Below are 21,667 nucleotides of genomic sequence, written 5' to 3' on the forward strand. Positions count from 1 at the left end.
CATTAGCTCAGTTGGTAGAGCATCTGACTTTTAATCAGAGGGTCGAAGGTTCGAATCCTTCATGGCTCACCATTTTCGCGGAAGTAGTTCAGTGGTAGAATACAACCTTGCCAAGGTTGGGGTCGCGGGTTCGAATCCCGTCTTCCGCTTTATTACTAAGGGGCCTTAGCTCAGCTGGGAGAGCGCCTGCCTTGCACGCAGGAGGTCAGCGGTTCGATCCCGCTAGGCTCCATCTAAATAGAAAAAGCTTACATCATATGATGTAAGCTTTTTTGTGTTTAAAAAGACAACTTTTATATTTATCGTTTAAAATGAAGAAAACGTAAAAATAAGGGATGGGGGATAATTGTGAAAGTTGTTATTGCATCTGATTCATATAAAGAAAGCCTAAAAGCTATAGAAGTATGTGAAGCTATTGAAAGAGGTTTTAGAGCAATTTTTCCTAATGCAAAGTATGTGAGAATACCAATTGGAGATGGAGGAGAAGGGACGGTTGAATCGCTTGTTGATGCTACAGGGGGGAGAATTATATCAATTAGTGTGACAGGACCGCTTAGAGAAAGTGTGCAAGCTTTTTATGGCGTGTCTAAAGATAAAAAGACAGCGTTTATTGAAATGGCAGCAGCATCAGGATTACAGCACGTTCCAGTTGAAAAGCGAAACCCACTTATTACAACGACAAAAGGAACAGGAGAACTTATATTACATGCGCTAAATCAAGGGGCGGAGTACATAATTTTAGGACTTGGAGGAAGTGCTACAAATGATGGTGGGGCAGGCATGTTAGCAGCTTTAGGAGTAAGATTTATAAATGATAAGGGTGAAGTAATAGATCCATCTGGAGGTACGTTACATTCGATTGTTGCTATTGATTTTTCACAAATGGACCCACGCTTAAAGGGGGTAAAGATAGAAGCGGCATGTGATGTGGATAATCCATTAGTCGGAATGCAGGGAGCATCTTTCGTATTTGGGAGACAAAAGGGTGCGAATATAGAGATGATGAAAGAGCTAGATGAGAATTTAAAACATTATGCGAATATCCTTAAAAGATATGTATCTTCTGATGTATCTGAAATACCTGGTGCAGGGGCAGCAGGAGGAATGGGGGCGGCTGTTATTTCAGTGCTAAAGGGAGACTTGCGAAGGGGCATTGAAATTGTATTGGATTATACAAATTTCGATAAACATATAGAAGATGCAGACCTCATTATAACTGGTGAAGGTAGAATAGATGAACAAACTGCATATGGGAAGGCTCCTGTTGGTGTTGCGGGGCGTGCGAAACGTTTTTCTGTGCCTGTAATTGCCATTGGAGGGTCTGTATCATCTGATTATTCAGCCGTGTACGAGAAAGGAATAGATGCGGTATTTAGTATTACAACGAGACCGATGACACTAGAAGAAGCATATAGAGTAGCAGAAGAAAATATTGAAATGACAACGAAGAATATTGCAACAGTATGGAAAATAGCGTCAGAAAAACACTTCTAAATGTAGGGGTGTTTTTTTATTATTATTTAATAATAGTGATTGTGATTGTTTCATTAAGTTAACTTTATACATAGAATAGTCTTGAAATTTGATTTTGAACGTGAATATAAGTGAATAATTTGTATATCCATACAGAAAAATGTCGAGTTGAGTCAGACTATATAAAAGATTTAAAATATTTAGTGAAGGCACAGAAGGGGGATACTATCTATGAAAAAAGAAATCTCAGTTATTGGAGTTCCAATGGATTTAGGGCAGATGCGTCGTGGCGTTGATATGGGACCGAGCGCAATCCGTTATGCAGGGGTAATTGAAAGAATTGAAGAAATTGGATATGACGTTAAAGATATGGGAGATATACGTATAGAGAGAGAAAAAGAGATAGATGAAAATACAAAATTAAGAAACCTTACACAAGTTGCAACTGTATGTAATGAATTAGCAAGTAAGGTGGATCATATTATAGAAGAAGGTCGTTTTCCACTTGTATTAGGTGGTGACCATAGTATTGCTATCGGTACATTAGCTGGTGTAGCAAAACATTATAAAAACTTAGGTGTTATTTGGTATGATGCACACGGTGATTTAAATACAGAGGAAACTTCACCATCTGGAAATATTCACGGTATGTCACTTGCAGCAAGTTTAGGTTATGGACATTCTTCACTTGTAGATTTATATGGAGCATATCCAAAGGTGAAAAAAGAGAATGTCGTAATTATCGGTGCGCGTGCATTGGATGAAGGAGAAAAAGATTTCATTCGCAATGAAGGTATTAAAGTGTTCTCAATGCATGAAATTGATCGTATGGGGATGACGGCTGTTATGGAAGAAACAATCGCATATTTATCTCATACTGATGGTGTACACTTATCATTAGATTTAGATGGTCTTGATCCTCATGATGCACCAGGTGTTGGGACGCCTGTAATTGGTGGTCTATCTTATCGTGAAAGTCACTTGGCGATGGAAATGTTAGCAGAAGCGGATATTATCACATCTGCTGAATTTGTTGAGGTAAATACGATTTTAGATGAGAGAAATAGAACGGCAACAACAGCAGTTGCTTTAATGGGTTCTTTATTCGGTGAAAAACTAAAATAAATGTAAGAAAAGCAACTGAGAAGTTGCTTTTTTTATTTGAAAATAGGCGTATAATAATGATTTATATTATACTGTAAGATAAAAATGTTTGACATCTTACCAATTTGAGCTAAAGGGGGTTGTTTGTAATTGTCGTTTGTTTCATGTATGGTATAATTAACTAGTTGTTGGAAATACATACAGATAGAGCATAAAACAATATTTCAATATATGGATAGAATTGCTCGTAAGTAGGAGGAAGGGATAGCATGCCTTTTGAAGATACGACCATTTTGAAATATCTTAGTACGGCATTAGATATTGCCATTGTATGGTTTATTATATATAAGCTGATTCTCATAATCCGAGGGACGAAAGCTGTTCAACTTTTAAAAGGGATTACAGTTATCATTGTCGTTAAGATGATTAGTATTTTCCTTGAATTGCATACGTTATCTTGGCTAACTGAACAAGTATTAACATGGGGATTTTTAGCCGTTATTATTATCTTTCAGCCAGAATTGCGAAGAGCACTTGAGCAGCTAGGGCGCGGGAGTTTATTTTCGCGTGTTGGACCGCATGAGGATGATGAACCTGAAATGGTTGCAACAGCGATAGCAAAAGCAACCGAATATATGGGGAAACGTAGAATAGGTGCATTAATTACTTTGTCAAAAGAGACCGGTATGGGTGATTATGTGGAAACGGGTATTCCGCTGAATGCAAACGTATCATCGGAATTACTTATTAATATTTTTATTCCAAATACACCTCTTCATGACGGAGCGGTAATTATGCAAGGAAGTACAATTAAAGCAGCAGCATGCTATCTTCCATTATCAGAAAGTCCGTTTATTTCTAAAGAATTAGGAACTAGACATCGTGCTGCAATGGGAGTTAGTGAAGTTACTGATAGTATTACAGTAGTTGTGTCTGAAGAAACTGGTCAAATTTCTTTAACGAAAAATGGTAAGTTGCATCGTGATTTGAAGACAGAACAGCTGAAGGATATGTTATTAGCTGAATTTAGTGGGAACGAAAAAACGACTTCTTCGTCTTTATGGAATTGGAGGAGAAAGCGTCATGGATAAGTTAATGGAGAATCATTGGTTTTTAAAAGGGATCTCATTACTATTGGCGTGTATGCTTTTTATGTCAGCGACGTTAACTGAGAAAAATACGACATCAGGTATATTACCTTTTGCAAATGATACGAAAGAAACATTAACTAATTATGAGATTAATCTTAAGTATGATGAGGAGAAATATATTGTAAGTGGTATTCCAGCAGAGGGCGTTAAGGTGAAGTTAGAAGGCCCAAAAGCATCAGTTGCTACAGCAAAAGCAAAAAAACAATTTGACATACCAATTGATTTGCGAGATAGTCCAAAAGGAACTTATGAGATTTCTTTAAAAACGAACGGGCTTCCAGACGATGTGAAAGGAACAGTTCAGCCATCAACAATTAAAGTTACTCTTCATGAAAAGGCGAGAAAATATGTTCATGTAGATTTGAAATTATCAAATGAGGATCAAATGCCAGCGGGGGCTACTCTCGAAAAATCAAGCATTAAACCGGATACTGTTGAGGTAGTTGGGACGAAAGAAGAAATTGAAAGCATTTCATCTGCCAAAGCGTATGTTGATTTAAAAGGTGTTAATAAAACTGTTACAAAAACGCCCGAAGTTACATTATACAATAAAGAAGGAAAACGTTTAAATGTAAGAACAAGTCCATCTAAAATTAGTGTAACGTTGAATGTGGCAACGCAAACTACAGCCAATAATACTGAAAAAACTGTTCCTGTAACGTATACGAAGAAGGGGAGTTTAGCAGAAGGATTGGCAGTTACAAATATCAGTGTCGAGCCGAGAGAGGTAACGATAGCTGGTCCAAAAGATATTTTGGATAATATACAATCGCTAGAGGGGGTCGAAGTAGATCTTAGTCAATTGACAGAGTCTACAACATTCGATGCCTCTGTTTTATTACCCAAGGGTGTAACCAGTGCAAAACCGAATCAAGTGAAGGTTTCAGTGGGAGTGCAAAAAATAAAACAAACGAAAACAAAAACGATTGATGGCATCCCAATCCAAAAAAATGGACTTTCTAAAGATGTTACGGCTCAGCTAATTTCGCCGCAAGATGGAAAGATAAGTGTTGATATTTCAGGAGAAGCAAGTATAGTAGATAAAATAACAGCTGCCCAAATCACAGCGGTAATTAATTTGCAAAATGTATCTTCAGGGACGAAAGATATTTCTATTCAAGTGAGTGGTCCTGGTAATATTTCAATAGAGCCAAAACAAAAAAGTGCTAAAGTTACTATTGTAAAGAAAGAAAAACCAGATAAAGAAGTACAGGGTAACGGTCAACAACCGGATTCAAACACCAATCAAGAAAATCAAAATGAGAAGCCAAAAAATCCTGAATCCAATCAAGAAAAAGAAACGGAACAGGAAAATAATCAAAATCAAGATAAAGATAAAGAAAATAGTCAAGAACCAACGGTAGATAACCATAATCAAAAAGAGCAAGAAAAAGGAGCGAATCATAATGGGTAAATATTTTGGTACAGATGGAGTACGTGGAGTTGCAAATAAGGAGTTAACACCTGAATTAGCTTTCAAAATTGGGCGTTTTGGTGGTTATGTATTAACAAAAGATACAGATCGTCCAAAAGTAATTATCGGTCGTGATACACGTGTATCTGGCCATATGTTAGAAGGAGCTTTAGTAGCAGGTCTATTATCAACTGGAGCAGAAGTAATGCGCCTTGGCGTTATTTCTACACCGGGTGTTGCTTATTTAACAAAAGCACTAGATGCACAAGCAGGTGTTATGATTTCTGCATCTCATAATCCAGTACAAGATAACGGTATTAAATTCTTTGGTTCAGACGGCTTTAAATTAACAGATGAGCAAGAAGCTGAGATTGAAGCTTTATTAGACAAAGAAGTTGATGAACTACCACGTCCGACAGGTACTAATCTTGGACAAGTGAGCGATTACTTTGAAGGTGGACAAAAATATTTACAGTACATTAAACAAACTGTTGAAGAAGATTTCTCTGGCCTACATATCGCTTTAGATTGTGCACATGGTGCAACTTCTTCTCTAGCTCCATACTTATTTGCAGACCTAGAAGCTGATATTTCAACAATGGGAACTTCTCCAAACGGTATGAATATTAACGAGGGTGTAGGATCTACACATCCAGAAGGCTTAGCTGAATTGGTAAAAGAAAAAGGAGCGGATATCGGACTTGCTTTTGATGGCGATGGCGACCGTTTAATTGCTGTAGACGAAAAAGGAAACATCGTTGACGGTGATCAAATTATGTTTATTTGTGCGAAGTACATGAAAGAAACTGGTCAATTAAAACATAATACAGTTGTTTCAACTGTTATGAGTAACTTAGGTTTCTACAAAGCACTTGAAGCAAACAATATTACAAGTGATAAAACAGCAGTTGGTGACCGCTATGTAATGGAAGAGATGAAACGCGGTGGTTACAACTTAGGTGGAGAACAATCAGGCCATATTATCTTACTTGATTACATTACAACTGGTGACGGAATGTTAAGTGCACTTCAACTTGTAAACATCATGAAAATGACGAAAAAACCATTATCTGAGCTTGCAGGAGAAATGACGAAATTCCCACAATTGCTAGTAAACGTTCGTGTAACAGATAAAAAATTAGCATTAGAAAATGAAAAAATTAAAGAAATTATTCGTGTTGTAGAGGAAGAAATGAACGGTGATGGCCGTATTCTTGTTCGTCCATCTGGAACAGAGCCACTTATTCGTGTAATGGCAGAAGCACCAACACAAGAAGTTTGTGATGCATATGTACATCGCATTGTAGAAGTTGTGAAAGCCGAAGTTGGCGCTGAGTAATTAGCTGAATTTATATGAAAAAGGAGCACAAAAAGTGCTCCTTTTTCATATGTTTTATAGACGATGAAAAAAATTTCATTGACGGTTTATCCATGTTTGTTATAAGATGGTCTTGTTCTTTTTCTCAAAGGAAATATTGTAAATTATAAAAGCGCCAGAACTACAAATAGTGTAGTTGACGAGGTGGGGTTTATCGAGATTTCGGCGGATGACTCCCGGTTGTTCATCACAACCGCAAACTTTTACTTAAATCATTAAGGTGACTTAGTGGACAAAGGTGAAAGTGTGATGAGAGAAGAGGAACGGATGAAAACTAGCTGTATAAGTATATACGGACTTAAACCCAATCGAGAGGAAGGTGAAAGCCGTTACAAGCTTACAGGGCTAGCAATATGTAATCCGTTTTTTTAGTATAAATAAAAATGGTATCGGACTATGTCGTTACATGTTCGCAGAGCAGTGTAAGCATTTGTAACGGCGACTAAACATGTGTGGAATCGTAGGATTTATTGGAGAGCAAGATGCAAAGGAAATTTTATTAAAAGGTTTAGAAAAGCTAGAATATCGTGGATATGATTCAGCAGGTATTGCAGTACAAGCAGAGAACGGTGTTGTTGTATACAAAGAAAAAGGCCGTATCGCAAAACTTCGTGAAATCGTAGATGAGAACGTAGCAGCAAGCGTAGGTATCGGACACACACGCTGGGCTACACACGGTGTTCCAAGTAAAGTAAACGCGCATCCGCATCAAAGTACATCAAAACGCTTTACACTAGTTCATAACGGTGTAATTGAAAACTATGAATTAGTGAAAAAGGAATATTTACAAGATGTAACGTTCGTAAGTGAAACAGATACAGAGATTATCGTACAGCTTATGGAACAACAAGTGAGCACAGGATTAAGTGTAGAAGAAGCGTTCCGTAATACGCTATCTCTTTTACATGGCTCTTATGCAATCGGATTACTTGATGCTGAAAATCCAAACATGATTTATGTTGCTAAAAACAAAAGCCCGCTATTAGTAGGTGTTGGTGACAACTTTAATGTTGTGGCAAGCGACGCTATGGCGATGTTACAAGTTACAGATCAATTTATTGAGTTAATGGATAAAGAAATCGTAATCGTAACGAAAGAAAGTATTACAATTAAAAACTTACAAGGTGAAACGATTGAACGTGCACCGTTTACAGCGGAATTAGACGCAAGTGATATTGAAAAGGGAACATATCCTCACTTCATGCTTAAAGAAATCGATGAGCAACCACTTGTAATCCGTAATATAATTCAAAAGTATCAAGATGAAAATGGCGAAATTGAATTAAATCAAGACATCCGCAATGCGATTTTAGATAGCGATCGTATTTACATCATTGCATGTGGAACGAGTTATCATGCAGGTCTTGTTGGAAAACAATTTATCGAGAAGTTTGCAAAAATGCCAGTTGAAGTGCATGTAGCAAGTGAATTCTCTTACAACATGCCATTATTAACAGAAAGACCATTCTTCATTTACATTTCACAAAGTGGTGAAACAGCTGATAGCCGTGCAGTACTTGTACAAACAAATGAAATGGGTCATAAAGCATTAACAATTACAAACGTGCCTGGTTCTACTCTTTCTCGTGAAGCTGATTATACACTTCCGTTATACGCTGGACCAGAAATTGCAGTTGCATCAACGAAAGCTTACACAGCACAGCTTGCAGTACTTTCAATTTTAGCAGCTGATATTGCTAAAGCAAAAGGTGAAGTTCTTGATTTCGATTTAACACACGAACTAGGACTTGTAGCAAATGCAATGATAGAACTTTGTGATCAAAAAGAAGAAATGGACGCATTAGCAAAACAATTTTTAGCGACAACGCGTAACTGTTTCTTCATCGGACGTAGCGTAGACTTCTACGTAGGATTAGAAGGTGCGTTAAAACTAAAAGAAATCTCTTACATCCAAGCAGAAGGATTCGCTGGAGGAGAGTTAAAACACGGTACAATCGCTTTAATCGAAAATGGTACACCAGTTATCGCACTTGCTACACAAGAGCACGTAAACCTTGGAATTCGCGGCAACGTGAAAGAGGTAGTAGCACGCGGAGCTAACCCATGTATCATCTCAATGAAAGGCTTAGAAATGGAAGGAGACAGCTTCGTATTACCAGCTGTACACGAAGCACTAGCACCGCTAGTAGCAGTTATTCCATTACAACTTATTTCATACTACGCAGCACTTCACCGCGAGTGTGACGTTGATAAGCCACGTAACTTAGCTAAGTCTGTTACTGTTGAGTAGGAGATTGGTAGGTTAATAAATATAGTTGTAGCTTTAAAATAAATTTACAAATTTGTACCCCTTTAGATATTTTATCTAAAGGGGTGTTTTTGTGTCGAAAAATAACATCTAGAATTGGTAAGTGGATAGAACCCTATAGATTAAAGTTTTACTTTATCGAATTCACTTTTATTTATCTGAATTTTCCATTATTATTTTAAGTATTCATGAATAATTTCTTTGATTACGACAAAAAGAGACGAGAGATTTATGGACATTTCAGGGGGGGATATTGATGAAAACGATTAAAAAAACATATCTAAGTATAGAAGAGATTATTTCATTACCAACCTTATCAAGTACAAACATAAGTGATGATGGTAAAAACGTAGCATTTGTAAAGAAGACGGCTGATTGGAAAGACAATACATATAGGAATCATGTATGGATATATGAAAAAGATAAGAAGCAGAGTTACCCATTATCAAATGGGGATATAGATAGTACACACCCATTATGGTCTCCAGATGCTAAGTGTATCGCATATCTTAGTCCAGTTGGTGATGGGAAAAATCAGATATTTGTTAAGTCGCTAGATGGTTATAGCGAGGTTCAAATTACTGATGAGAAGGAAGGAATTAGTACATTCAAATGGGATCCTGCTGGCAAAGGTTTTTATTATGTTGCACAGTCAAAAGAATGTGAGGAAATAAAGAAACGTAAGGAATTATATGGAGATTTCCATCATGTAAGTAAGGAACACCAGAATAATTGTTTATATTACATTGAAATAGAAAAGGTGATACAAAGTGATACAGATGAACATGAGAACAGAGTTGTTTATCGATTAACTGATGGTAAGGATTTTCATATCCATGAATTTGATATTTCAAATGATGGTAAAAAGGTTGTATTTATGGCGACACCAAGCTCAAATATGGCAGATTATATAAATGGAGATCTATACATACTCCATATTAAAGCTGGAGAGCTACAAAAGCTGAATGTGGATAAATTGTTGGGAGGGAGTGTTTGCTTTTCTCCAGAGGGCAGCAAAATTTGTTACTCAGCAAGCATAAGAGAGAGGGATTACTATAGAAACTATATACAAGATAGTACGTTAGAGATATATGATATTCATAATGGAGAGCTAATTCAACCTTTAACAGATTTTGATAGTACGGTTATGCCATTACAGTGGACAGCTAAAGGGATTTTAATTAGATGGCAGAATAAAACGAATTATCTTATTGGGTTGCTAGCTGAAGATGGAACTGTGGAAATATTAGGCGAAAAAGTAGATGGCTTTATAATGGATGCTTCTATAACAAAGGATGGAAAACATATATCCTATAATAAGGCTAGAACAAATGAAACCTTTGAAATCTATTTAGACGATAAAAAAATAACGGATGAAAATAGCTTTTTCAAAGGGAAACTTAAAAGTAACAGAGAAATCATCTCATGGAAAAGTAGCGATGGTCTTGAAATAGAAGGTGTTTTATCAACGCCAGTAGAGTTTGATACTAATAAAAAATATCCTTTATTAGTAGTAATTCACGGCGGTCCGGCTTGGGCGTCTTTTTCGATATTTTCAGACTGCTTCAATGAGAAATATCCGATTGAACAGTTTATTGAAAAAGGCTTTATCGTTTTAGAACCAAATTACAGAGGAAGTTCAGGTTATGGTAATGAATTTTTAAAAGCTAACTATAGAAAACAGGGGATTGCTGACTACGATGATGTTATATCTGGAGTGGATGAACTAGTAGAAAAAAGGATGGTAGACAAGGATAGAGTAGGAGTTATGGGATGGAGCAACGGTGGATATGTATCAGCTTTCTGTTCTACATTTAGTAGTCGATTTAAAGCTATTTCAGTTGGCGGTGGAATCACTAACTGGAGTACCCATTATGTAAATACAGATATACCTTACTTTATTAGAATGTATTTAGGAAATACTCCATGGAATGATCCAGAGATATATACGAAGACATCACCTATGACGTATATTAAATCAGCTTGTACGCCTACCTTAATTCAGCATGGAGAAAAGGATGCAAGAATTCCAATTACAAATGCATATGATCTATATCAAGGATTAATGGATATGGAAGTGGATACAGAATTAATTATATTTAAAGGAATGGCATATAGTCCTAATCAGCCGGGAATGAATGTAGCTATTATGAAGCAGAATTTGATGTGGTTTTCACACTATATTCTTGGAGAAAGTATGGAGGGTTTTAGAACTTTATAATGGATGTTTGTACAAGACATAAGGTTGAAACGGTCTTCATCTTGAGATGATTTATTATAAAATATATACTTAAACTAATATCTGTACACACATCAGGGAGGACTAATATGACAGGAAATAAAAATGACTTACTAGTAGAAAAACGTCAAGAGTTATTGAAAGTATTGCAAGCTCGTTTTGAGAAAAATATGAACCGCCATGAAGGTCTTGAATGGGCTAAGGTTGAAGCTAAGATAGAAGCTAATGCTGAAAAATTATGGTCACTTAACGAAATGGAAGTAACTGGCGGTGAGCCGGATGTTGTCGGTTATGATGAAGAAAAGGACGAATATACTTTCTATGATTGTTCAAAGGAGAGTCCTAAAGGCCGCAGAAGTCTTTGTTATGATCTTGAAGCGTTAGAATCAAGAAAAAAACATAAACCAGAAAATAATGTTATTGATGTTGCAAATGCTATGGGCATTGAACTATTAACGGAAGAACAATATCGGGAATTGCAACAACTTGGGGATTTTGACATGAAATCATCAAGTTGGGTACAAACACCTTCAGATATTCGAGAACTCGGTGGTGCTCTATTTTGTGATTATCGCTTCGGACATGTTTTCGTGTACCACAATGGAGCAGACTCTTACTATGCTGCCAGAGGTTTTCGTGGCTCGTTAAAAGTTTAAATTAGGATAAATAAGAAAAAGAGCCTATACTCAGGCTCTTTTTCTTATTTATATTTTAAAAGTAAACTGTTACTACGCAGTTTTACTTAATTTATATGTTCCGTGGTTATTTTTACGGAAAAGTTTAGGGAAAACATAGCCATCTAATCCAATACGTCCAGCGTTTTGCCCTGCAACTAAAATGAACATAGTTAAAATAAGCAGATTTGGGTTTACACTAACAGTTCCGCTTAATAAAAATGAAAGATTCATTATGATTCCGAAAAATGCAGCTGTTTTTGTTAATCCGCCTAAAATTAAACCTAGACCTACTAAAATTTCTCCCCATTGAACTAAAAAGCTAAATAGGTCTGCGTTTGGAAGAACAAAATGTTGAAGAAAATCTGCCCACCAACTTTGTACTGCAGGATGGTCACCTGATGCTTGAGCGATAGCGCCCTTTAGAAAACCACTTGCATCAAAAGATTGTCCGAAAACTTTACCTATCCCAGCAGCGAGCCATTTATACCCTATGTAAAGCCGTAAAAGTAATAATATGAAAGCAGCACGTTTATCAGTTCTTAAAAAATTGATAATCATTGAAATCCCTCCAATATTGTATTTACAAGTTTATTATATATCCATTGTGAAAAGATTCACAATGGATAAAGTGTGAACAAAAATGGTGTTTTTATAAAATGAAAAAGGCATATAACAATCATATGTTATATGCCTTTTCTAATATATACTTAGTAACTTATTTAGGTAATGTAAATTTAGCTTTTTTACCTTGTGAAATATCTTTAGCTTCTTTATTTCTCATAGGTCCTAACTCAATCTCAAAGCTTTTGTCTTTCCAAATCTTTTCATACTGCTCTTGATCTAAAATATATACTTGTAGTAACTCTCCAGATGTTCCAGTTTTAACTGCAGCATTATAGTCATAATTTAATAGCATACCTTCATTAATCGTATATTGTGTACCATCATTCACTCTTAATGTAGAGCTTATAGGAGATAGTGAAACGTCTTGAACATCTTTGTTATCAAGCTTGAATTTTACTGTTAACAGAACAAGACCGTTTTTAAAATTTGCAAAGCGTGGAGCTTCGACGGAATTTGGTGTGAATTGAGTGAATTGGTATCCGTCTAATGTAACATTAACAGCGCCTAATTCTTGGTTGTTATTAATACTTGATTTCTCTTTTAACATTTTTTTATCGCCCATGTTATTAGCTGTAGCTTTATCTTGGTAGAAAGTATTATCTGTTGCAACTTTTTCAGCACCCTGTTTGTTTAAACTTAATGAAAAGCTTCCAGGATTTCCGATTGGAGCATCAAATTTTCCTTTATTAGCTTGTGCAGTTGGGACTGTGACTGAGACTGTTGAGAGACTTGAAATTTTCGCTAGATCATCTTTTCCGAATGGATAAGCGATATAACCAGAAATAGTTTCTCCTGCTTTTACTAAGTAATCATTCGTTGGAGCAAGTTTAGTTGGGAGCTGATCTTCTTTTGGAATTAAATCTTTATAGTTACTATATGCTTTCTGCGCGCCAGTAAATGACATGTCCAATGCTGGCATATAATAAATATCTTTAGCTGAACTATTTTTTACGCTGTAGTTCACAAGAATAACTCCGCCTTCTGTTTGACGATTAAACGGAATATCGAAGTTTGTATGGAATCCATTTAATTCAACTAATGTGTAACTATTCATTGATACTGAAACATCTTCAGCTTTATAGACTTGTGGTTCTTTATTTTCAAAAAGAACTTTTGTTTTACCACCTGTTTCTTTTTCCATATAGGAAATCAGCTTAGAGTAGTCGCTTGATCCAGTAGCTGTATTTTCAGGCTTTTTATCTTCAGTTTTTTTATCTTCGGATTTTTTTTCAGTAGGTTTACTTTCTTTCGTTGTATCTGTTTTTTCCGTTTTGCTTTCTTTTGTTGCATTCTCTTTTTGTTCTTTATTTGTCGTATCGCTTTGACCACAGCCGGTTATTACAAAAGCTGCTACGATTACTGCAGAAAATAAAGAAAGTAATTTTTTTGACATATTTCTTCCCCCTATTTGTTTAAAACTAAATTCTCACATTAGCCCCACGTTTTATTATAAGAAGGTTAGTCAATATTTACCAGTATTTTTCTAATTATTTCCATTATTTATTATATTATAATATAATAAATTCGATAGAAGTTTGGAATGGAATATTGGTTTTTATTTTTTTATCATTTGAAATAGTACATCATATTGGTATGATAGAAACAGAGATATATGGAAAGGAGACAAGGACTCGATATGTGGATGAACTTGTAATGATTAGAAATTGGATAGATGAATTTTTCTCTCATAAGTGAGGGTTTATTTAGCTATTTGTAAATCATGCAAGGACTGCATAGTTGGCTTGTACATCCCTTTTGTAAGGACAGAGGTCTAGGTGGGGAAATTTATATCTCTTATATAAAATATGCGTCCTTTAAACTTGGAGGAGTATATGATGAAACAATTAAAAAATAAAGTAGCAGTTGTTACAGGCGTAAGTCGTCTAGACGGTATAGGAGCAGCGATTTGTAAAGAATTAGCTGAGGCAGGATACGATATATTTTTTACGTATTGGACGGATTATGATAAAGAGATGCCTTGGGGCGTTGATAAAAATGAACAAATACAATTAAAAGAAGAGCTATTACAAAAAGGTGTTAGAGTATTGAGCATGGAGTTAGATTTAACTCGGAATGATGCACCGAAAGAGCTTTTAAATAAAGTTACTGAACAATTAGGGTACCCTCATATATTAATTAATAATGCAGCATATTCTACGAATAATGATTTCTCTACGTTGACTGCTGAAGAATTAGATAAGCATTATATGGTTAATATTCGTGCGACTACATTGCTCAGTAGTCAATTTGCCCGAGGATTTGATAAGAAATCTGGTGGTAGAATTGTTAATATGACTTCGGGGCAATTTCAAGGTCCTATGGCAGGAGAACTAGCTTATGCGACAACGAAGGGAGCTATTGATGCTCTTACTAGTACGTTGTCAGCAGAGGTAGCTCATTTAGGAATAACAGTGAATGCAATTAATCCAGGACCAACTGATACAGGATGGATGACTGAAGAGATAAAACAAGGGTTAAAGCCGATGTTTCCTTTTGGCAGAATTGGTGAGCCAAAGGATGCAGCTAGACTCATTAAATTTTTAGTAAGTGAAGAAGCTGAGTGGATTACTGGGCAAGTTATTCATTCAGAAGGTGGGTTTAAAAGATAAAAAAGAAGGTATCTCACCTTAGTGAGATACCTTCTTTTTTAATCTTTCTTCAGTCTTCGTGCAACACCATTTCCTAAAGACTGTAATCCTTGAACGAGGATAATTAAAATAAAGACAGTTGCATACATTACTTCAGGCTCGTAGCGTAAATGTCCGAAGCGGTATGCTAAATCCCCTAGCCCGCCAGCACCCACAAGGCCAGCCATTGCTGTTGCGCCAATTAAGCCAATTGTTGCGATTGTTAATCCAAGTACAAGGGAGGGACGAGCTTCTTTAACCATGACGTGCCAAATGATTTTTATAGTAGAGACTCCCATCGCTTGGTAGGCTTCAATGACACCGCGATCGACTTCTAGTAAAGCTGTCTCCATTAAACGTGCGATATAAGGAGCTGTGAAGACGACAAGAGGTACGATAACACCTTGTACGCCAATGGATGTTCCCATTAGAAACTTTGTAAAAGGTAAGATGAAGAATAATAGAATGATAAATGGAAGAGAGCGAATGATATTAATAATTGTATTAAGAATAGGATAGATGATTTTATTTTCACGCTGCCCACCAGGTCTCGTTAAAACAAGTGTGACGCCAAGTGGCAGTGCAATAAGGATTGAGATGAGTAATGAAATAGATGTCATTTGAAAGGTTTGAATTGTGGCTTCCCATATGACTTTACCCCATTCATCCAAAAAGGACTTGTTTCCCATAATCTGTTCTACCTCCTTCTACAATGATTCCTTGCTCTTGTAAAAATGATAAAGCACGGTGGATTTCATTTTGTTCTCCTTGCATATGAACGACTAGTTTCCCATATGCTTCATGTTTTAACTGCGTAATATTACCGGATAAAATATTCGGATACACTTGGAAACGTTTTGTGGCAACAGCTAAGGCAGGTTCACCTGAAGTAGTGCCAATAAATGAAAGTGTTACAATTTCTCCAGTATTCTGTAGTTCTTTCTGTACCTCTTCTGGAATTTTAGCTGCAAAGGCGCTATTTACAAATTTCTTCGTTGTTACATGTTGTGGGTTTGTGAAAATATCTTTCACAGTCCCGCTTTCGACTACAGATCCATGTTCCATAACGGCAACGCGGTCGCATATACGTTGGATAACGTTCATTTCGTGTGTAATGAGTAAAATCGTAATTCCAATTTCTTCGTTAATCTTTAATAACAAATCAAGAATAGAATCAGTTGTTTCTGGATCTAAAGCACTCGTTGCTTCGTCACTTAATAACACTTCAGGCTCATGTGATAGTGCACGTGCAATTGCAACGCGCTGTTTTTGACCGCCAGAAAGTTCACTTGGATAAGCATCTTTTCGATTGAAAAGATCGACAATGCGTAAATATTTTTCTACCCTTTTTTTAATTTCCACTTTTGGAATACCAGCAAGGCGTAAAGGTAATGCAATGTTTTCATAGATGCTAACAGTTTTAAGTAAATTGAATCCTTGAAAGATCATTCCGATTTTTTGTCTCGCTTTTGCTAGTTCTTTTGTCGATAACGTTGTTAAGTCTTGTTCGTTTACAATGATATTTCCTGTCGTTGGTTTTTCTAATAAATTTACACATCGAATCAATGTACTTTTACCAGCGCCACTATACCCAATGATTCCAAATACCTCGCCTTTTTCTACTTTAAGGGAAGTAGACTTAAGAGCCTCAACAGTCCCTTTTTTTGTTGAAAATACTTTGGATATGTTTTTTAATTCAATCATTATCGTCAGCTCCTACCAAGATGGTAAAACTGAACCATCAAATTTTTTCTCGATAAACTCTTTTACTTCTTTAGATTGATAAGCTTTCTTTAATTTATTTACAACGGCATCATCTTTATTTTCAGTACGAACTACGACCCAGTTCACATATGGTGAATCTTTTCCTTCGCGGAAAATAGAATCTTTCGCCGGACTTAATTTTGCACCTAATGCAAAGTTTGTATTGATTGCGGCTGCTTTCACTTCACTTAGTTGTATTGGTAATTGAGATGCCTCTAATTCAACAATCTTTAAATTTTTCGGGTTTTCAATTACATCCTTTGCAGTCGCTTTTTCTGTAGCCTTTGGATCAATTTTTAAAACCCCTGCTTTTTCAAATAATTTTAAAGCTCGCAGTTCATTCGTTGGGTCATTTGGTACAGCAATTGCATCGCCGTCTTTTAAGTCTTTTACATCTTTTATATCTTTAGAATATACGCCCATAGGGAATGTTACTGTTGAAAATACTTCAGCTAATTTCATATTGCGTTCAGCTTTAAATACATCTAAATACGATTTTGTTTGGTAGCTATTTACATCAAGGCTTTTTTCATCTAAAGATACGTTTGGCGCTACATAATCATTAAATACTTTTATATCAATTTCGAGGCCATCTTTTGCGGCAACTTCTTTTACCTTTTCAAAAATTTGTTCATGCGGCCCACCTGTTACACCGACAGTAATCTTTTTCTCGTCTAATGCTTTTACCTCTTTATCTGAACTCACGCTACATGCGCCTAATAATAATACTGCTCCGCTTACAATGCTTAATAATACCTTTTTCATCTATAAATCCCCCTTCATATACGTTCCAAAATAAAAAGCACCTCCCAAAAAATAAGAGAGGTGCCGAATAGACGAAATAGATTCCTCTCTTATCTTCCAAAACGAAAACTCGTTTTGCAGGAATTAGCACCTTAGCTTATACGTCATAAGCTCGGTTGCCGGGCATCATCGGGCCAGTCCCTCCGCCACTCTTGATAAGAGTATGTGTATGTAGTTTTGAATATGGTACTAATAGTAAATCGTACAAAAAGAATTGTCAATGATATTTTCAGAATATATTTTATTTTAAGGTAATCGAAACGTTCCCCTTTTTATGTCCTTTTTCTACATATATATGAGCTTCAGCAATTTCTTCTAATCGGTAAGTTCTATCAATAACAGGCTTTAGCTTTTCTGTTTCAGCTAGTTGTTTTAGTAGGTTCATATCTTCTTTACTGACTTTTGCCATCATTCCGTTCACAGATACATATTTTCCATTAGGCATTAATGCATCTGTACAAAGAGACTTATTATATTTTCCAACTGCATCAAATATAATATCATAGTGCTCGCCCCGCTTAGTAAAATCTTCTTTCATATAATCAATTACGTTGTCTGCCCCTAAAGCTGTTACTAAATCGAAATTCGAACTACTGCAAATGGCTGTGACAGTCGCCCCGAAGTATTTCGCAAGTTGTACGGCAGCTGTCCCTACTGAACCAGAGGCGCCGTATATAAGTACTCGTTGCCCTTTTTTTATCTGTCCTTTTCTAAGGAAGTGCAATGCTGAAGTTCCGCCAAAAGGAATAACGGCAGCTTCTTCATATGTCACATTGGTAGGTTTTAATGCTATTAATCCACTTTCATGCACGCATGTGTATTCCGCATAACCACCAAGGTTTAGTTCTGTTAATGCAAAAACTGGATCTCCTTTTTTAAATTGTGTTACATCTGATCCAATGTCTTCGATTTCACCGGACAACTCTACGCCAAGTATAGGTTTTCTCGGTTTTCTGAAACCTAATATGATCCGCATAGGAATCCAAAATAAGAGGGGGCTATTAAAGCCACGTATTCTACAATCTCCAGTCGATACACTTGTTGCGTGAATTTTAACTAATACTTCATTTTTCTTAGGTTTAGGCTTTTCTATATTTTGAAGCTGGAGAACATTAGGTGGTCCATACTTTGTGCAAATAATAGCTTTCATAATGACCTCCTGAAATGAGTTGTTATTATTTACATCATATTTAAACTTTTTCTCAAACATGTTGCTATATAGGAAATAAATTTAAAGAAGAATATTACGAATTATATAGATTTCATAGGAAAAGAGATGATATTATTTTTGGGAAGGAGGGGACGTTATGAAAAAATTTATTTTAATTTCAAGTTTAGTACTTGCAGTCGGTCTAGGAGTAGGGTGTAGTAATGAGAAAACAAAAAAGACTGATGAGCCGAAAAAAGAAGCTGTGCAGAAAGAAAAGGAATTAACAGCGAAGGATGTTTTCAATAAAGCGAATGAAGCTTTTAAAAACGAAGAAAATGTAACGATGACATATGATGTGGGAATAAAGGCTGAAGGAACAGAGATGAATGTAATAAAGGCCAAAATGCAATTAGAGCCGAAGCAAAAAAATTCTCGTTCTGAAATGAATGTTTCTGGTACAGAGGTTGTTGTTTATGATGTGGGTGGCAAAATTGCTGGTCAGTTGAAAAATCCTAATACGGGTGAAGTGATGTCTGTACCAGAGGAACAATTAAATGCTAACGGAATGAATGCAACTCAAGGAATGGTAGATAATTTAGAGATTCCATCGGAAATTTTAAATAAAGTGAAGATGGAGAAAAGTGGAGATAATTATAAGCTGAAGTTTGCATTAAAAGGGCAAGAGACAGATAGTATGTTAGCTAGTATGGATGAAAAGCAGAAACAAATGCTACAAGGCCAAAATGCAAAGATAGAAGAAATAGATGGAGAATATATTATTACAAAAGATTTTAAATATGAATCAGCAAAGATAGATATGGTTATGAGTAGCAATGGTGAGGATAAAGCGCACATTATTACGGATGCGAAGTTTACATCGTATGATAAATTTGATCCAATACAATTGCCAGCAGCAAAGTAATCACTGTCAAGAGAGGTACCTGAAAGAACGGGTATCTCTTTTTGTTGCTAATAAGGAGAGTGTCCTTTGAAAAAAAGAAAGATAGTAGTGGTCATTGTCGCATATACGGTTTTGCTTGCAACGTCTGTACATACGTATAAAAAACAAATTGATCATCCTATTATGAGTGATGTAGGTAAATTGCTTCCGACAAAAATAAAACGTGTTGAAAGTGCTACGGAAGAGCACTCGTTAATAAAATTAGTGCGAGATGCAAAAGTTTCAGGAGAGAAAATTTCCATTGCAGGCATGCAACATAGCCAAGGAGGACAGACATATTATCCGAATGGCACGATGCTCGATATGAAAGGATATAATAAAATATTAGAATTCGATCCAGAGAAGAAGCGTATTACAGTTCAAAGTGGTGTCACGTGGAATGATATTCAGAAGAAAATAAATCCATATGGCCTTGCGGTACAGGTCATGCAGTCTCAAAATATTTTTACTGTTGGTGGTTCATTAAGTGTAAATGTACATGGGCGTGATATTCGTCATGAGGCACTAATTGATACAGTAGATTCATTTAGATTGTTAATGGCAGATGGCACGGTACGTAATGTAAGTAGAGAAGAAAATGCAGAGTTATTTCCATATGTCATTGGGGGTTACGGTTTATTTGGAGTTATTTTAGATGTGACGCTGAAGTTAACAGATGATGAATTATATGAAATGCACACGAGAATGATAGATTATAAAGAATACGCATCTTATTTCAAAGAGAAAGTGAAAAGAGATGAGAATGTTCGTATGCACTTAGCGCGTATTTCTGTTGCTCCAAATTCATTTTTAAAAGAGATGTATGTGACGGATTATACTTTGGCACAAAATCAAAATATGAGAGAAGAGTACAGTGAATTAAAGGAAGAAAATATTATAGCTGCACCTAAATTTTTACTTGGGTTATCACGTTATAGTGATTGGGGAAAGAATACATTTTGGGATATACAAAGAGGTTATTTTGAACGTACAGATGGAAAGTATGAGACGCGTAATAATGTTATGAGATCAGATAGTGCTTTTATGGAATATGAAAATCCAAATAGGACCGAAGTGTTACAAGAATACTTTGTGCCTATAGATGCTTTCACGGAGTATATAGATGATTTACGTAACGCATTAAATGAAGAAGAGTTTAATTTACTCAACATTACGATTCGTTACGTGGAAAAGAATGAAAATGCAGTTTTGTCCTATGCGAAAGATGATATGTTTGCGCTGGTTCTTTTGATTAACCAGGGACGCTCAGAGAGTGAGATAAAGAAAACAGAGGATGTCATTCGGAAGATGATTGATGTTACTTTAAAGCATAACGGTAGTTACTATTTGCCGTACTATTCTTATCCAACGAAAGAGCAGTTAAAAAGGGCATATCCTCGTATTGAAGGATTTCTCAAGAAAAAGAAGGAAGTAGATTCAGAAGAGAGATTTGTTAATTTATTTTATAGGGAGTATACGAAATGACATATAGAAGATTTGTGGCTTCGCAAAGTATTATCATGATGGCAGGAAGTATGGTATTTCCTTTTTATATATTATTACTTCGAAACGTTGGAAATAGCTTCTCGCAATTTGGCTGGGCGTATGGCTTATTTGCTTTAACATCAGCACTTGTATATCCACTAGTGGGAAAGGTATCTGATCAAGTAGGTGATAAAAAATTATTAATCATATACGCTTGGTCCATGGCAATCTTAATGCTTTGCTTTCCGATTGCCACGGAAGTATGGCATGTGTATATTCTTCAAATTGTAATGGGAGTTTTAGGTGCTGTGCAGCGTAATACTGAGAAGACTTCATTAGCACGAAAGGTTGCGCAGGAAAAGGCTGGTTATGAGATTGGAAAATACCATGTGTGGACATCCATTGGCGGAGCAGTAGCGGTTATTGCCACGGGATATTTAGTAGATTTCTTTACGATCGGTACAATTTTTTATATTGCATCTATTCTATATGTAGTGAGCGGGATTGTATTAAGTAGTAAAAAAATATAACTATTCCTATTTTCACCTTAATACCCTTTATTTGTTAT

At 36.0% G+C, this 21,667-nt stretch carries 18 protein-coding genes, 2 tRNA genes, 1 pseudogene and 1 riboswitch; of the genes and pseudogenes, 15 read left to right on the forward strand and 6 right to left on the reverse strand.

From position 1 onward, the window contains the following. The first annotated feature begins 77 nt into the window (after positions 1–77). From MRP26_RS28265 to MRP26_RS28315, 11 genes and pseudogenes are all read left to right on the forward strand, one after another. A tRNA-Gly gene (locus MRP26_RS28265) sits at positions 78–149 on the forward strand. A gap of 10 nt (positions 150–159) precedes the next feature. Continuing rightward, positions 160–232: transfer RNA gene (locus MRP26_RS28270), tRNA-Ala, on the forward strand. A 116-nt stretch (positions 233–348) separates the two neighbouring features. Beyond that, positions 349–1,494 (forward strand): glycerate kinase, encoded by a 1,146-nt coding sequence (locus tag MRP26_RS28275; protein WP_197242024.1) that lies wholly within the window; start codon positions 349–351, stop codon positions 1,492–1,494. Between the two features lie 210 nt (positions 1,495–1,704). Beyond that, positions 1,705–2,598 carry an arginase gene (rocF, locus tag MRP26_RS28280; protein ID WP_000711574.1) on the forward strand — a complete coding sequence of 298 codons (894 nt, stop codon included), beginning with the start codon at positions 1,705–1,707 and terminating at the stop codon, positions 2,596–2,598. 248 nt (positions 2,599–2,846) lie between these two features. Further along, positions 2,847–3,668 carry a diadenylate cyclase CdaA gene (gene cdaA / locus MRP26_RS28285; protein WP_001115694.1) on the forward strand — a complete coding sequence of 274 codons (822 nt, stop codon included), beginning with the start codon at positions 2,847–2,849 and terminating at the stop codon, positions 3,666–3,668. Then, on the forward strand, positions 3,661–5,142 hold the full coding sequence (locus MRP26_RS28290) for a CdaR family protein (RefSeq protein WP_197242023.1): 1,482 nt from the start codon (positions 3,661–3,663) through the stop codon (positions 5,140–5,142). The genes cdaA and MRP26_RS28290 overlap by 8 nt, the downstream gene beginning before the upstream one ends. After that, positions 5,135–6,481 (forward strand): phosphoglucosamine mutase, encoded by a 1,347-nt coding sequence (gene glmM, locus MRP26_RS28295; protein ID WP_000521476.1) that lies wholly within the window; start codon positions 5,135–5,137, stop codon positions 6,479–6,481. Before MRP26_RS28290 ends, glmM begins: the two co-directional genes overlap by 8 nt. A 288-nt stretch (positions 6,482–6,769) precedes the next feature. Beyond that, a pseudogene (locus tag MRP26_RS28300) lies at positions 6,770–6,956 on the forward strand (hypothetical protein). A 12-nt stretch (positions 6,957–6,968) separates the two neighbouring features. Next, positions 6,969–8,771, forward strand: coding sequence for a glutamine--fructose-6-phosphate transaminase (isomerizing) (gene glmS / locus MRP26_RS28305; RefSeq protein WP_000334155.1), 1,803 nt, complete (start codon positions 6,969–6,971; stop codon positions 8,769–8,771). A 274-nt stretch (positions 8,772–9,045) separates the two neighbouring features. After that, entirely contained in the window at positions 9,046–11,010 is a 1,965-nt protein-coding gene (locus tag MRP26_RS28310; protein WP_161114410.1) for a S9 family peptidase, read from the forward strand. 107 nt (positions 11,011–11,117) lie between these two features. Then, positions 11,118–11,684: a DUF4256 domain-containing protein gene (locus MRP26_RS28315; protein WP_000147403.1), complete on the forward strand. Its 567-nt coding sequence runs from the start codon at positions 11,118–11,120 to the stop codon at positions 11,682–11,684. Between the two features lie 72 nt (positions 11,685–11,756). On the opposite strand, the gene MRP26_RS28320 is transcribed toward MRP26_RS28315, so the two are convergent. Both MRP26_RS28320 and MRP26_RS28325 read right to left on the reverse strand, forming a co-directional pair. Continuing rightward, a complete protein-coding gene (locus MRP26_RS28320) occupies positions 11,757–12,263 on the reverse strand; it encodes a DoxX family membrane protein (RefSeq protein WP_064531583.1) in 507 nt (168 codons plus the stop codon). Between the two features lie 157 nt (positions 12,264–12,420). Then, a complete protein-coding gene (locus MRP26_RS28325; protein ID WP_071731284.1) occupies positions 12,421–13,722 on the reverse strand; it encodes a DUF5068 domain-containing protein in 1,302 nt (433 codons plus the stop codon). Between the two features lie 439 nt (positions 13,723–14,161). Here MRP26_RS28325 and MRP26_RS28330 point away from each other — a divergent pair, with 439 nt between their 5' ends. Beyond that, on the forward strand, positions 14,162–14,938 hold the full coding sequence (locus MRP26_RS28330; RefSeq protein ID WP_069354750.1) for an SDR family oxidoreductase: 777 nt from the start codon (positions 14,162–14,164) through the stop codon (positions 14,936–14,938). Positions 14,939–14,976: 38 nt separating this feature from the next. On the opposite strand, the gene MRP26_RS28335 is transcribed toward MRP26_RS28330, so the two are convergent. The 4 genes from MRP26_RS28335 to MRP26_RS28350 all read right to left on the reverse strand — a co-directional run bounded on the left by MRP26_RS28335 (position 14,977) and on the right by MRP26_RS28350 (position 18,674). Continuing rightward, the gene (locus MRP26_RS28335) at positions 14,977–15,645 is read right to left on the reverse strand and encodes a methionine ABC transporter permease (protein WP_000527151.1); all 669 of its coding nucleotides are present in this window, start codon (positions 15,643–15,645) and stop codon (positions 14,977–14,979) included. Then, positions 15,620–16,660, reverse strand: a complete 1,041-nt coding sequence (locus MRP26_RS28340; protein WP_088022856.1) for a methionine ABC transporter ATP-binding protein — start codon at positions 16,658–16,660, stop codon at positions 15,620–15,622. The genes MRP26_RS28335 and MRP26_RS28340 overlap by 26 nt, the downstream gene beginning before the upstream one ends. A 12-nt stretch (positions 16,661–16,672) precedes the next feature. Continuing rightward, the gene (locus tag MRP26_RS28345) at positions 16,673–17,485 is read right to left on the reverse strand and encodes a MetQ/NlpA family ABC transporter substrate-binding protein (RefSeq protein ID WP_197242020.1); all 813 of its coding nucleotides are present in this window, start codon (positions 17,483–17,485) and stop codon (positions 16,673–16,675) included. An 86-nt stretch (positions 17,486–17,571) separates the two neighbouring features. Next, positions 17,572–17,686, reverse strand: a riboswitch (SAM riboswitch). Between the two features lie 79 nt (positions 17,687–17,765). Next, entirely contained in the window at positions 17,766–18,674 is a 909-nt protein-coding gene (locus MRP26_RS28350) for an NAD(P)-dependent alcohol dehydrogenase (RefSeq protein WP_053565437.1), read from the reverse strand. A gap of 157 nt (positions 18,675–18,831) precedes the next feature. On the opposite strand from MRP26_RS28350, the gene MRP26_RS28355 reads away from it, so the two are divergent. From MRP26_RS28355 to MRP26_RS28365, 3 genes are all read left to right on the forward strand, one after another. Further along, positions 18,832–19,596 carry a DUF6612 family protein gene (locus tag MRP26_RS28355; RefSeq protein ID WP_064531587.1) on the forward strand — a complete coding sequence of 255 codons (765 nt, stop codon included), beginning with the start codon at positions 18,832–18,834 and terminating at the stop codon, positions 19,594–19,596. Positions 19,597–19,662: 66 nt separating this feature from the next. Continuing rightward, positions 19,663–21,099: an FAD-binding oxidoreductase gene (locus MRP26_RS28360; protein WP_242807364.1), complete on the forward strand. Its 1,437-nt coding sequence runs from the start codon at positions 19,663–19,665 to the stop codon at positions 21,097–21,099. Then, entirely contained in the window at positions 21,096–21,629 is a 534-nt protein-coding gene (locus MRP26_RS28365; RefSeq protein ID WP_000222367.1) for an MFS transporter, read from the forward strand. Before MRP26_RS28360 ends, MRP26_RS28365 begins: the two co-directional genes overlap by 4 nt. The last annotated feature ends 38 nt before the right edge of the window (positions 21,630–21,667 follow it).

Origin of the sequence: Bacillus sp. CCB-MMP212 (assembly GCF_022748145.1) — a bacterium.
GTDB classification, from domain to species: Bacteria; Bacillota; Bacilli; order Bacillales; family Bacillaceae_G; genus Bacillus_A; species Bacillus_A cereus.

Bases quoted from the DNA above. Each gene is read 5' to 3' on its own strand.
- glmM (WP_000521476.1), top strand. From the start codon at position 5,135: ATGGGTAAATATTTTGGTACAGATGGAGTACGTGGAGTTGCAAATAAG.
- MRP26_RS28330 (WP_069354750.1), top strand. From the start codon at position 14,162: ATGATGAAACAATTAAAAAATAAAGTAGCAGTTGTTACAGGCGTAAGT.
- cdaA (WP_001115694.1), top strand. From the start codon at position 2,847: ATGCCTTTTGAAGATACGACCATTTTGAAATATCTTAGTACGGCATTA.
- MRP26_RS28290 (WP_197242023.1), top strand. From the start codon at position 3,661: ATGGATAAGTTAATGGAGAATCATTGGTTTTTAAAAGGGATCTCATTA.
- MRP26_RS28340 (WP_088022856.1), bottom strand. From the start codon at position 16,660: ATGATTGAATTAAAAAACATATCCAAAGTATTTTCAACAAAAAAAGGG.
- MRP26_RS28335 (WP_000527151.1), bottom strand. From the start codon at position 15,645: ATGGGAAACAAGTCCTTTTTGGATGAATGGGGTAAAGTCATATGGGAA.
- MRP26_RS28365 (WP_000222367.1), top strand. From the start codon at position 21,096: ATGACATATAGAAGATTTGTGGCTTCGCAAAGTATTATCATGATGGCA.
- MRP26_RS28315 (WP_000147403.1), top strand. From the start codon at position 11,118: ATGACAGGAAATAAAAATGACTTACTAGTAGAAAAACGTCAAGAGTTA.
- rocF (WP_000711574.1), top strand. From the start codon at position 1,705: ATGAAAAAAGAAATCTCAGTTATTGGAGTTCCAATGGATTTAGGGCAG.
- MRP26_RS28355 (WP_064531587.1), top strand. From the start codon at position 18,832: ATGAAAAAATTTATTTTAATTTCAAGTTTAGTACTTGCAGTCGGTCTA.
- MRP26_RS28345 (WP_197242020.1), bottom strand. From the start codon at position 17,485: ATGAAAAAGGTATTATTAAGCATTGTAAGCGGAGCAGTATTATTATTA.
- MRP26_RS28350 (WP_053565437.1), bottom strand. From the start codon at position 18,674: ATGAAAGCTATTATTTGCACAAAGTATGGACCACCTAATGTTCTCCAG.
- glmS (WP_000334155.1), top strand. From the start codon at position 6,969: ATGTGTGGAATCGTAGGATTTATTGGAGAGCAAGATGCAAAGGAAATT.
- MRP26_RS28320 (WP_064531583.1), bottom strand. From the start codon at position 12,263: ATGATTATCAATTTTTTAAGAACTGATAAACGTGCTGCTTTCATATTA.
- MRP26_RS28325 (WP_071731284.1), bottom strand. From the start codon at position 13,722: ATGTCAAAAAAATTACTTTCTTTATTTTCTGCAGTAATCGTAGCAGCT.
- MRP26_RS28310 (WP_161114410.1), top strand. From the start codon at position 9,046: ATGAAAACGATTAAAAAAACATATCTAAGTATAGAAGAGATTATTTCA.